Source organism: Marivirga aurantiaca, assembly GCF_016679925.1.
Classification (GTDB): Bacteria; Bacteroidota; Bacteroidia; order Cytophagales; family Cyclobacteriaceae; genus Marivirga; species Marivirga aurantiaca.
Window position 1 is genome coordinate 208972 of the sequence record NZ_JAEQBW010000007.1, and the last position, 13323, is coordinate 222294.

A 13323-nucleotide genomic window follows, 5' to 3' on the forward strand; every position below is an offset into this window, starting at 1 on the left:
ACTAAAGCGATGAATAAATCAAAATTATTATTAATCGGATTATCAGTTGTAGCCTTTGCTTGTACTGATTTGGAGGTAGAAGAATTGGACTCTGTGGTCATTGATTCTCCATCTGGTGAATTTATAGGAGTAGATGCTGAAGGTAACTTAAGTGATTCCTATAACAATATAGCCAATCTGGGAGGACAAGATAATACCTATGCATTGATGGAAGTAAGTTCCGATGAATTGCTTGTTCCAACAAGGGGGACAGACTGGGGTGATAATGGCATTTGGAGAACTTTACACCAGCATACATGGGATGCTACTCATCAACATGTTTTAACAGCTTGGAATGATAGAAATGCTGCTGTTTTTACTTTAAATCAGATAATTGCTCCTGAAACTGAAAAAACGGACCAACAATTGGCCGAAGCTAAATTTTTAAGAGCTTTAAATGTTTTTATCATCATGGATTTATGGGGCCAGCTTCCCTTCAGGGAACCTAATGACGGAGTTGAAGTTAATCCCACTGTTTTAACAAGGGAAGAAGCTGTTGCATTGATAGAAGAAGACCTCTCTGATGAGACTATTGCCAATTTACCTTCAGGTGAATCCTCTTCAAAAGCTTCAAAAGCAGCCGCTCATTTTCTTCGTGCTAAATTCTATTTGAACAAACATATCTTGTTGGGGGCTGATCCGGGATCTGATCCAGCTGATGCAGATATGGATAAGGTAATTGCAGCTGTAGATGCAGTTACAAATGAAGGGTTTGCATTGGAAGATGATTATTTCCAAATCTTTGATCCTGCACCGGATAGCGAGTCGATTTTTACTCTTAACAGAGATGCAGGCTCTCGCATTTGGAACGGACTTCATTACAATATGCCATATGAAGGTAATGATGGTGGTGGTTGGAATGGTTTTACAACTACAGCAGAATTTTATTCACTTTTTGAAGGAGATGATAATTCCAATGCACCTGGCTCAAACCAGGAAATAAGGAGAGGGTATGTGCCAACTGATGGATATGGATATGGTTTTTTAGTAGGTCAGCAATATGGCTATGATGGAGAAGCTTTAAAAACACGTTCAGGTGCTCCACTTATTTTTACTGAAGAACTACCAGCACTTACTGGGAATGGTGAAGCAACAGGTATCAGGATTTTAAAATATCACCCTGAGAATGGTGGATCTTTTCCTAGTTCACAAATATTATTCCGTTATGCTGATGCTGTGCTAATGAAAGCAGAGGCACATTTGAGGAAAGGTGATGGTACTATTGCACTTACTATAGTGAATGACTTAAGGGCTATCAGAGGAGCATCAGCTTTAGCTTCTTTAGACTTAAATGAAATGCTGGATGAAAGAGGGAGAGAGATGTATACTGAATTCTGGAGACGGCAAGATCAGATCAGGTTTGGTACCTTCACTGAACAATGGCCGTATAAGGAAAATACAGAAGAATTCCGTGTATTATTCCCAATACCATCTTTGGCAATCAGTACAAATCCTAATCTGGAACAAAACGATGGTTATTAATTAAATTATCTATTTTTATTTGTTTAAAGGATAACGTTTCATTACGTTATCCTTTTTTTATACATTTATCTATCTATAGTTGATACTGATTAAAAATGATTTCTAATAAAATTAAATTTCTTTCTTATCTGATTTTCGGTATGTTTTTTATTATATCCTGTAAAGAACAGGCTAAAAAAATTGAAAACATTCCAAAAACAGAAACACTTTTTCAACTGCTTGATTCCTCCCAAACAGGAATTAACTTTACTAATACTGTCATCAATAAAGATAAATTCAACATATTCACTTACCGCAATTTTTATAATGGAGGGGGAGTGGGCATCATTGACATTAATAATGATGGATTAAAAGATATTGTTTTTACCGGAAATCAGGTTCCTAACAAATTGTACCTTAACGAAGGAAACATGCAATTTAAAGATATCACTGTATCATCAGGCTTTAATATATCCAATAATTGGAGCACTGGAGTAACAATAGTTGATATTAACCAGGATGGCTACCAGGATATTTACATTTGTAATGCAGGCTACACTGATGGCATCTCACAAGCCAATGAATTATTTATCAACAATGGCGACAATACTTTTACTGAAAGTGCTGCCGAATACGGACTAAATGATGCGGGATATACTACACATGCTGCATTCTTCGATTATGACGGGGACGGAGACCTGGATGTTTATATATTAAATAATAGCTTTCTTCCGGTAAATACCTTGAATTACGCCAATAAACGTGATTTATATGCTGAAGATTGGGAGGTAAAAGACTTTGTAAAAGGAGGGGGCGATAAACTCCTCAGGAATGATAATGGAAAATTTACCGATGTATCCAGGGAAGCAGGTATTTATGGGAGCTTAATTGGTTTTGGCCTCGGAGTAACTATTGGAGACGTGAACAATGATAATCTGCCTGATATTTTTGTAGCCAATGATTTCTTTGAAAGAGATTATTTATACATCAACCAGGGAGATGGGACATTCAAGGAAGAAATAAAAGATTGGATGAAGCATTTAAGCCTGGCCTCCATGGGAGCGGATATGGCTGATATTAATAATGATGGCTTTCCTGAAATTTTTACCACTGAAATGCTGCCCACTACCGATGCCCTCATCAAACAAAAATTACAGTTTGAAAACTATAATACCTATAAGTTGAAATTAGATAGGGATTTTTATCATCAATATATGCAAAATACCCTACAGTTAAATAACCAGAATGGTTCATTTAGTGAAATTGGGTGGTATGCTGGTGTTGCACAATCAGATTGGAGCTGGGGAGCCCTTATTTTTGATGGGGATATGGACGGGCATAAAGATATTTTTGTTTGTAATGGTGTTTATCAGGATGTAACAGATGCCGATTTTATGGATTTCTTTGCCAATGAAGTGGTACAAAAAATGGTGCTTACCGGAACCAAAGAAAAAATGGAATCTGTCCTGGAAAAAATGCCTTCGAATCCTCAGCCCAACAAATATTTTAGAAATACAGGCGACTTGCAATTCCAGTCAACTGAAGACTCAATGGGATTAGGTCAAAAAACATTTTCCAATGGTGCGGCTTATGCAGATTTGGACAATGATGGCGATTTGGATTTAGTGGTCAACAATTTAAACCAGCCTTCCTTTGTTTATAAAAACAATGCTAAAAATAATTCCGGCAATCACTTTCTCACTGTCAACTTACAATTTGAAAAGCCCAATATAGATGCGATTGGCACCCAAGTGACTTTATTTGCCGATGGGCAAAAATTTTACCAGCAATTGATCCCTACTAGAGGGTTTCAATCTTCAATTGACTATAGCCTTAATTTTGGTTTAGGTAATATTCAACAGCTGGATTCCATGGCTATCATCTGGCCCAATAACAGAAAATCTTTATTAAAGAATTTAGCAGTGGATTCTATATTGACTATTGCATATGTTGATGTTATTTCTGAGGAAGCGATGGAACTTCAAATGATAGCTCCGGATATTGTTCAGACTCCATCGCCACTGTTTTTGGAGAAAGAGAATTTGTTTATGGCTCATCAGGAAAATGAACATGTGGATTATTATTATGAAGGACTGGTCATTAAGATGTTGTCCAGAGAGGGTCAGGTTCATGCTATAGGAGATCTTAATAATGACGGTTTAGAGGATATTGTTTTGGGTGGGGCTTCTGGTCAACCTACTCAACTCTATTTTCAGGATGAATCAGGAAATTTTAAACAGGTGAAAATTCCTGAAACTGATAAATTTGAGGATACAGCCATTCATATTTTTGATGCCAATGGAGATGGTTTACCTGATATCTTTATTGGTTCAGGCGGAAACCATGCTAAAAAAGATGATCCATTATTTTTTGATCGCTTATATATCAATAAAGGAAATCAAGTGTTTGAAACTAAACCCAATCCTTTTGGGGAGAATGGTTTGAATACGGCAGTGGCCCTAAGCCTGGACTATGATAATGATGGTGATTTGGATTTATTTATAGGGAGTAGAAGCATACCTCAAAATTATGGTAGCAGCCCCTCCAGCTTTTTATTTGAGAATGATGGCAAGGGTAACTTTACTGATATGACTTTACGAAGGGCTCGAGGACTGGATGGTTTGGGTATGGTAACTGACGCTGTATTAGCTGATATCACCGGTAACAGTTCGGATGAACTCATTATTGTTGGCGAATGGATGGGTGTCAGCGTGTTTGAAATCAAGGATAAGCAAATTAAACAACTTACGAATGAGCTTTCAGAATTAAAAGGATGGTGGAGCAGTGTGGAAGTGGCTGATATCAACAATGATGGTAAAGCTGATTTGATATTGGGAAACAGGGGAAACAATTTCTTTTTTGATGGTTCAAAAGAAGCCCCTGCTAAATTATGGCTTTATGATTTTGATGGAAATGGTGATATCGATAAAATAATTACTCATTCCATTGATGGAAATGACAAACCGATTGCCCCTAAAAAAGAGCTAACAGGACAAATGCCCGGCTTGAGAAAGCAAAATTTAAAATATGAGGAATATGCGCAAAAATCTATTCAGGATTTGTTTTCTGAAGAATTGATAAAGAATGCAGAAGTAAAGGAAGCTAATTTCTTTTCCTCTGTAGTGGCAATAAATGATGGGAAAGGAAATTTCAATGTAAACTTACTTCCGGCTAAAGCGCAATTTTCGAGTATTCACACCATATATACTATGGATTTTAATCAGGATGGTTATATTGATTTATATTTGGCAGGTAATGATAGTCATTTTATTCCGCAATTCTCCAAATTGGATGCCAATGAGGGTTTGTTACTTCTTGGAAATGGTTCTGGTGAGTTTACCTATGCAGATCCGAACCAGCCAGGTTTGAAATTAAATGGGGATGTAAAACAAATTTCAAAAATTAATATTTCCAATAAAGATCATTTACTGATAACCATTAATAATCAAAAAGCAAAACTACTACAGATTAATAAATCTTTTAAAGATATCGGAAACAACCAACTTAGTAGCCAATAAAATATGAATAACACTTTAAATCAACGCATTACATTTTTTTTATTGACAGGTCTTATTCTGTTTACTGCTTGTAAAGAGGATGCCAGTGAGGCAGCATTTTCCTTATTGGAAGCCGATAGAACGGGTCTGGATTTTGAAAACAAACTTCAGCAAACTACTGAATTCTCTGTTTTTGATTATATGTATTTCTTTAATGGAGGCGGGGTAGCAGTTGCCGATTTTAACAATGATGGATTACCAGATTTATACTTTACTGCCAATCAGGGAAAGAACAAAATGTTCCTGAACAAAGGAAATTTTAAATTTGAGGATATTACTGAACAAGCCAAAATTGGCGGTACGGGCGGTTGGTCAACCGGGGTATCAGTGGTAGATATCAATAATGATGGGATGATGGATTTATACATCAGTGAAGTGGGGGATCATAAATCATTGAAAAGTACCAACCAATTGTTTCTTTGCCAAAAAATCGAGAACGGTATCCCTGTTTACGAAGATAAAGCCATTGCTTATGACCTTGATCTGGTAGGATTTTCCACTCAGGCAGTATTTGTTGATTTTGATTTGGATGGTGACCTGGATATGTTTCAACTCAACCATTCTGTACATGAAAATGGTACATATGGCAAAAGAAGTGATTTTACAGGCAAAGTAAGTGAAGTTTCCGGGGATAAATATTTCCGGAATGATAATGGGAGATTTGTTAATGTAACAGAACAAGCAGGTTTTCATAGCTCAGTTTTAGGCTATGGATTGGGAATAGCAACCGGGGATGTCAATAATGATGGATATCCTGATATTTATATAGGAAATGATTTCCATGAAAACGACTATCTCTACCTCAACCAACAAGATGGTACTTTCAAAGAAGTATTGACAGAACAAATCAGACATACCAGTCGCTTTTCGATGGGTGTGGATATGGCCGATTTTAATAATGATGGATTAAATGATATCATTTCTCTCGATATGCTGCCTTATGATCAGGTAATATTAAAAAGTTCATTAGGAGAAGATGCCTTTGATGTGTATAATTTTAAAAAACGCTTTGGCTATAATGATCAATTTGCAAGAAATAACCTGCAACTCAATAACGGAGATAGTACATTCAGTGAAATTGCACTTATGGCTGATGTTTATGCCACGGACTGGTCCTGGGCACCTTTGTTAATGGATTTTGATAATGATGGCAAGAAGGATTTATTTGTAAGTAATGGAATTCCCAGACGGATGAATGATATTGATTACACAAATTTCCTTACCAACAACAAAGAACAGCAAATGAAAACCCAAATGGGCATCATGGAAAAAGAGGATTTGGAGATAGTTGAAAAAATGCCTCAGATCAAAATCCCCAATAAGTTTTTCATTAATAAGGGAGAATATGCCTTTGATGATATTTCCGGTTTTGTTAGCAACAATATTGATTCCTATTCAAATGGAGCTGTGTTTGTTGATTTGGATAATGATGGGGATTTGGATATTGTAGTCAATAATATTGAAGACAAGCCATATATCTACCAGAATTTAAGTGTGGAAAATGGTCATTCAGGGGGAGCTTTACGACTTAAACTCAAAGGAAATCCTAAAAACATTGATGCTATTGGCACCAAACTTATAGCAGTGATGGATAGTGGAATCATTAGTTATGAACACTATCCTGTAAGAGGATTTCAGTCCAGTGCACTTTCAAATTTTCATATTGGAATAGGTGATACAGCTAAGGTAAAAGCTATTTATCTGATCTGGCCGGATGTTTCTTATCAAACTATTGAAAAAGCCAATTATTCATCCGTGGATACACTTCAATGGAAAAAAGGCTTGCCTAAATTTGATTATAGTTTAGTAAAAGAGAAAACGGTCTTCGATTATTATGTAAAAGATGTAAGCGATTCTACAGGACTCAGTATCAAACACGAAGAAAATAATTTTGTAGAATTTAACAGGGAAAGGTTAGTGCCTCATATGGTTTCTACAGCGGGACCGGCCGTGGCTGTTGGGGATCTCAATGGAGATGGCTTAGATGATGTTTTCATAGGTTCGGCTAAAAGAATTCCTAATAAATTACTATTTCAAAAGGCAGATGGAACTTTTGAAGAAGTAGAATCTGTACTTCTGCGAAATGACAGTATTTTTGAAGATGTGGATGCCGTTTTAAAGGATTTCGATAATGACGGACATTTAGATTTGGCAGTTGCCTCGGGTGGAAATGAGTATTGGGGTGATTCTGAATATTTACGCCAAAGAGTTTACTTTAATGATGGAAATGGAAATTTTGTTGAGAAAATTTATTTGGATAAAGCTTTTGTAACGGCTTCATGTGTACTGGCAGAAGATTTTAATGGAGATGGTTTGACAGATCTTTTCATTGGAAGTAGGGCAGTCCCTAAAAACTATGGACAAACTCCTGATTCTTATTTATATTTGAATAGGGGTAATCGGGAGTTTGAAGAAGTCACTCAACAGTATTCCAATGAACTTGCAAAAATAGGTATGGTGAAGTCAGGGCAGTGGGCAGATATTAATCAGGATGGTAAGCCGGATCTCATTTTGGCTATTGAATGGGGAGCCCTAAAAATATTGATTAATAAAGGGGAATCCTTTGAGTTGCAAAATGTATCAGATCATACAGGATGGTGGAATGCAGTTTATGTAGCAGACGTTGATGGAGATGGGGATATGGACATCATAGCAGGAAATATGGGAATGAATTCGCGTTTAAAACCAAGTAAAGATGAGCCTGTAAAGATGTACATTAATGACTTTGACGAAAATGGACAAAAGGAGCAAATCCTGACTTACTATTTACAAGGGAAGGAAATTCCTTTTGCCAATCATGCAGACTTGATGAAACAGATGCCTCAGCTACGAAAGCGATACCTTTATGCGGCTGACTTTGCTAAGGCCAGTTTAGATGGGATATTCGGAGAATTGAAAATAGATCAATCAGAAGTTTTGGAAGTAAATACTTTTGAAAATGTATGGTTCGAGAATGATGGACAAATGAACTTTGAAAAGCATAATTTACCAAAAAGGCTACAATTTTCATCTATTAATGCAATTGAAAAACTGACAGATCCTGGAAAATCAGCTGATTTTCTATTGGCTGGAAATTTTTATGACAATACAATTGAAATGGGAAAATATGATGCAGATTACGGTAATATCCTCGGGTTTTCAGAATATGGAGAAGCTATAGTTAGAAAGACAAAAGGCCTGAGTCTTCAAGGACAGGTAAGGAAACTGGCTACCATTACAATTGATGGCAAACCACATATTATTGTAGCCCGGAACAATGATTTTTTACAAGTGCTATCTGTTGAAGATAAAAACAATGATGAAATTTGAAATGAAATATTGGAACTACTTATTGACTACACTTTTTGTAGCTGTTTTCCTGATGGTTACAGCCTGCTCTTCTGAGAAAAAAGAAATAGCAGTTCAGCCAATGGAGATGCATAATTTAATGCAGCAAATCACAGATGTGATAGTGCATGATATTTTTTCTCCTCCCGTAGCGGCTCGGATCTATTCCTATTCTAGCATTGCTGCCTATGAAGTACTATCAAAACACGATTCTGTATATGCTCCTTTAGCAGGTCAGTTAAATGATTTCCAAGGTGTTCCGGCTCCCCATCAGGAAATCCAACCTGATATTGCTGCTTTGCAAAGCATGTATTTGGTAGGTAAAGCTTTGGTGTTTTCGGAAGATAAAATGGAAGACTGGAACAAAAGCTGGAAAGAGGATGTGCTGAATAGAGGTATAGATGAAACAGTTTTTCAGAACTCATTACAATATGCTGATACTGTTGCCAAATATATTCTGGCCTGGGCAAATGAAGATAATTACAAGGAAACCCGCACAATGTCTAAACATTCTTTAAGTAATGAACCGCATCATTGGGAGCCTACACCACCAGCTTATATGGAAGCGATAGAACCTCATTGGAACCTTATACGTCCTTTTGCTTTGGATTCTTCCAATCAATTCATACCTGAAAAACCAACGCCTTTTAGCCTCGATAGCACAAGTCAATTTTATAAAGAAGTAATGGAGGTATATGATGCCGTGAAAGATACTGATAAGGAGAAAGAAGAAATTGCAGGCTTTTGGGATTGTAATCCTTATGTGATGAATGTGCAAGGCCATGTGATGTTTGCTACCAAGAAAATCACTCCTGGAGGACATTGGATGGGTATTACAAAAATAGCCTGCCAATTGGATTCTGCCAGTCTTATTAAAAGTGCTCAGGCTTATGCTCTTACAGCTATTTCTATTAATGATGCTTTTATATCATGTTGGGATGAGAAATTTAGAAGTAACTTGATAAGGCCTGAAACTGTCATTAACAGGCACATAGATGAAGACTGGAAACCGATTTTACAAACTCCGCCTTTCCCGGAGTATACCAGTGGACATAGTATGATTTCATCGGCAGCGGCTTTAGCATTAACAGAGCTTTTTGGCAAGGATTTCCATTTTGTAGATAGCACTGAAGTAAAATATGGATTGCCTGTGAGATCCTACGATTCCTTTATACTTGCCTCTGAAGAAGCTGCCATTAGCAGGCTTTATGGAGGAATTCATTATATGCCCGCTATTAATAATGGCATAAAAGAAGGAAGGGCCATTGGAGATTTTATTGTTGGCAAACTTGATTTCCATCGTCAGAAACAACCATCAGACAAAATATCCCAAAGTAATATCCATTAAGGTAAAACCCATATATGAAATCGAGCATGACGAGAACAACACACAGAGGAATGATTATCAAACATGCGAGATTCCACCTGCCTGCAGTAGCCACTTTCGGCAAAGGCAGGTCTGACCATAAAAAATTAATTATAAACAGATGAAAAAATATTTATCGTTCCTTATTGTTCCTTTGTTTTTTGTGAGCTGTGGGCAGCAAGCTGAACATACACAAAAGGAATTAAGCCCTATTAGCCATGAAGAGTTTTATGCTACAGAGTTTTTTAAAGCTGTGCAAATGGCTGATATTTATGAAGATTCAAAAACTTTTGTGGACTGTGTTGCCAAAAAATCTCTGGCTACCATTGTAGATGAATATGAAACGATTAAGGATGACGAAGATTTTGACATGAAAGAATTTGTTCATGAAAATTTCAATGAGCCGGAAATTGTAGCGCAGGAATTTGTTACTGATACAAGTTTAAATATCTATGAACATATCAATAATCTTTGGCCGGTACTCACCCGAGGGGAAGATGAAGCATTGAGTGGTAGCTCTCTCATTCCATTGCCTTATAAGTATGTAGTTCCCGGTGGGCGCTTCCGGGAAATCTATTATTGGGATAGTTATTTTACACTTTTGGGTTTAAAGGCAAATGGCAAGGATGAACTAGCCTTGAATATGGTGGATAACTTTGCCTTTTTGATTGATTCACTGGGTTTTGTTCCCAATGGAAACCGTGCATATTATATAGGGAGAAGCCAACCTCCATTTTTTGCCTTTATGGTAGATTTGGTGGCAGGGAAAAACCGGGATTTGTTTATTAAATACCAACCTCAATTATTAAATGAATATAATTTCTGGATGGATGGCGCAGATAGATTAACGGATAGCAGTTCAGCCATGAATAGATCGGTGCTTTTGTTGACAGGTGAAGTACTTAACAGGTACTATGATCAATTTACTACCCCAAGGCCTGAATCCTTTAAAGAAGATTATCTATTGGCAGAGCAATCAGCATCTGATAAAAGTGAAATGTATCGTAATTTGCGTGCAGGGGCAGAATCGGGCTGGGACTACAGCAGCCGATGGCTGGCAGATCAGCAATCATTACAAAGCATACATACCACTGACATTATCCCTGTGGATTTGAATGCATTGCTTTATTTTCTGGAATTGAAGATTGCACAATCCTATAATTGGCAAGGAGATATGGCAAATGCTAATTATTATCTCAATAAGGCCGAACAGAGGAAAAATGCCATCAACAGTATTTTATGGAATGAAGAAAGTAGAACTTATATGGACTATGATTTTAAAGCGGAATCCCATACAGGGGTTGTAAGTATGGCAATGGCCTATCCACTATTTGTGCAAATAGCTCCAAAAGATAAGGCCCGAATGGTGGTGGAATTGATGAACGACAAATTGCTGAAACCCGGAGGATTAGTTACATCCGATAACAATACGGGCCAACAATGGGATTATCCTAATGGCTGGGCACCTTTGCAATGGATTGGTATGCAATCCCTGTTCAATTACGGTTACAGTGATGAAGGTTTAGATGTAGTGGATCGCTGGCTTTCCCTCAATAAAAAGATTTTCAGGGAAACTGGTAAAATGATGGAAAAATATAATGTATCAGATACTACTTTGCAGGCCGGGGGAGGTGAATACCCTCTGCAGGATGGCTTTGGTTGGACCAATGGTGTGGCAGTTGCCATGCAGGAAATCCTCAATCGGAAAGAGAAAACCAAAGAAGCAGGGCTGGTGAATTAAGAAAAGGCGAACCACTGGGTTCTTCTGTATTTCCATCCTGTACTTACTCCTATTAGATTAAAAAGGATATAAAAATGAATCATGAAAGCTATTTATGGGGCATCGACTTAGGTGGAACCAAAATTGAGGGTGTTGTGCTGAAATCCATGGCTGACCCGCAGGTTTTATTGAGAAAAAGAATTCCTACTGAAGCTGATAAGGGCTATAGACATGTTGTTCAAAGGATTAAACTATTGATTGATCAAATGGCTGCTGAATTAGGAACTAAACCTTTTAAAATAGGTATTGGTACGCCTGGCTCAACTGATCCTGATACGCGTTTGTTGAAAAACAGCAATTCTACTAATTTAAATAACCAACCGCTTCAAAATGATCTTGAGAAAATACTGGGCATCCCGGTGTTAATGGCTAATGATGCTAACTGCTTTGCTATTGCTGAAACTAGAATGGGTGTAGTAAAAGAAAAATTTCTTGATGCCAAAGTTGTTTTTGGCGTAATTATGGGATCTGGTGTAGGCGGAGGATTGGTGGTAAATGGGAAAGTGCTTAATGGAAGGCATGGAATAGGTGGTGAATGGGGACATATTTTTCTTGACGATGCCGGTGAGGATTGTTACTGTGGCAAACACGGATGTGTTGAAACCATTTTATCTGGCCCTGCTCTTCAACGTTATTATCATAAAATATCAGGAAAGGATAAAACTTTACAAGAGATAATGGCAAATCCTGCCGGGGATGAATTTGCTCAACAAACACTGAATAGATTAATTTATTTTTTTGGAAAGGGATTATCAACCATAGTGAATATAATTGATCCTGATGTGATTGTATTAGGTGGGGGAGTGGGAAATATTCCCGAATTATATACGGAAGGAGTAAAATCCATTGAGGAATTTACATTTAATCCAAAACTGAATACCCCCATTCTTGCTCCAAAATTGGGTGACAGTGCCGGTGTATTTGGGGCAGCTTTTTTAGTGGCATAAGTCGTCAATCAAATCAAAATTTATATATTTGCGCCATGAAATGTCCATCCCGAGTAGTCGGGATCAACTGAGATGAATATTAGTAGAAAATTAAAGTTGAATAATAGTTTGAAAATCGGGACATTCCGTAGCCTGCCCCGACTAATCGGGGTGACAACTTAAAAACAATTATATACACATGAATCATTTAATTGCTCCATCAATACTAGCAGCAGACTTTGCCAATTTACAAAGAGATGTTGAAATGCTGAATGAAAGCCATGCAGATTATATTCATGTAGATATAATGGATGGTGTTTTTGTTCCTAATATTTCATTTGGTATACCTGTTTGTGAAGCCATCTTTAAACATGCTAAAAAACCATTAGATGTTCACTTAATGATAGAGAAGCCTGAAAATTATATCCAGGCATTTCATGATGCGGGAGCGGCTACAATTTCAGTACATTACGAAGCAAGTCCTCATTTACACAGAACATTGCAAAGTATTCGTGATTTAGGCTTAAGGGCCGGTGTAGCTATTAATCCTCACACAAACGTTCAATTATTGGAGGATGTGATAGAAATTACTGATTTGGTTTGCCTTATGTCTGTTAATCCGGGATTTGGAGGACAAAAGTTTATTGAACATACATACACTAAAGTTCGCAGGTTGAAAGAAATTATTGTGGATGCTGGTGCCAATACTTTAATTGAAGTAGATGGAGGTGTAAATATAGATAATGCCCCATTATTGTTGGAAGCTGGAGCAGATGTATTAGTAGCAGGAAATTTTGTATTCAAATCAGAAAACCCAATTCATACGATACAGGAGTTGAAAAACGTTCAATTCTGAGTAAGTTCCTG

At 37.2% G+C, this 13323-nt stretch carries 7 protein-coding genes; all 7 read left to right on the forward strand.

The window, feature by feature from the left end:
• Positions 1-9 precede the first annotated feature (9 nt).
• The 7 genes from JKA74_RS15195 (at position 10) to rpe (ending at position 13312) form a co-directional block, all read left to right on the forward strand.
• Positions 10-1521: a RagB/SusD family nutrient uptake outer membrane protein gene (locus JKA74_RS15195; protein WP_201432066.1), complete on the forward strand. Its 1512-nt coding sequence runs from the start codon at positions 10-12 to the stop codon at positions 1519-1521.
• Positions 1522-1616: 95 nt separating this feature from the next.
• Positions 1617-5018, forward strand: a complete 3402-nt coding sequence (locus JKA74_RS15200) for a VCBS repeat-containing protein (protein ID WP_236587846.1) — start codon at positions 1617-1619, stop codon at positions 5016-5018.
• A 3-nt stretch (positions 5019-5021) separates the two neighbouring features.
• Positions 5022-8366, forward strand: a complete 3345-nt coding sequence (locus tag JKA74_RS15205; protein WP_201432067.1) for a VCBS repeat-containing protein — start codon at positions 5022-5024, stop codon at positions 8364-8366.
• On the forward strand, positions 8353-9732 hold the full coding sequence (locus tag JKA74_RS15210; RefSeq protein ID WP_236587848.1) for a vanadium-dependent haloperoxidase: 1380 nt from the start codon (positions 8353-8355) through the stop codon (positions 9730-9732). Before JKA74_RS15205 ends, JKA74_RS15210 begins: the two co-directional genes overlap by 14 nt.
• 139 nt (positions 9733-9871) lie before the next feature.
• Positions 9872-11491, forward strand: coding sequence for an alpha,alpha-trehalase TreF (treF, locus tag JKA74_RS15215; protein WP_201432068.1), 1620 nt, complete (start codon positions 9872-9874; stop codon positions 11489-11491).
• A gap of 74 nt (positions 11492-11565) precedes the next feature.
• A complete protein-coding gene (locus JKA74_RS15220) occupies positions 11566-12477 on the forward strand; it encodes an ROK family protein (protein WP_201432069.1) in 912 nt (303 codons plus the stop codon).
• A 178-nt stretch (positions 12478-12655) separates the two neighbouring features.
• The gene (gene rpe / locus JKA74_RS15225) at positions 12656-13312 is read left to right on the forward strand and encodes a ribulose-phosphate 3-epimerase (protein WP_201432070.1); all 657 of its coding nucleotides are present in this window, start codon (positions 12656-12658) and stop codon (positions 13310-13312) included.
• Positions 13313-13323 lie beyond the last annotated feature (11 nt).

Excerpts from the sequence above, each read along its gene's own strand:
- JKA74_RS15195 (WP_201432066.1), top strand. The coding sequence starts at position 10 with ATGAATAAATCAAAATTATTATTAATCGGATTATCAGTTGTAGCCTTT.
- JKA74_RS15200 (WP_236587846.1), top strand. The coding sequence starts at position 1,617 with ATGATTTCTAATAAAATTAAATTTCTTTCTTATCTGATTTTCGGTATG.
- JKA74_RS15205 (WP_201432067.1), top strand. The coding sequence starts at position 5,022 with ATGAATAACACTTTAAATCAACGCATTACATTTTTTTTATTGACAGGT.
- JKA74_RS15210 (WP_236587848.1), top strand. The coding sequence starts at position 8,353 with ATGATGAAATTTGAAATGAAATATTGGAACTACTTATTGACTACACTT.
- treF (WP_201432068.1), top strand. The coding sequence starts at position 9,872 with ATGAAAAAATATTTATCGTTCCTTATTGTTCCTTTGTTTTTTGTGAGC.
- JKA74_RS15220 (WP_201432069.1), top strand. The coding sequence starts at position 11,566 with ATGAATCATGAAAGCTATTTATGGGGCATCGACTTAGGTGGAACCAAA.
- rpe (WP_201432070.1), top strand. The coding sequence starts at position 12,656 with ATGAATCATTTAATTGCTCCATCAATACTAGCAGCAGACTTTGCCAAT.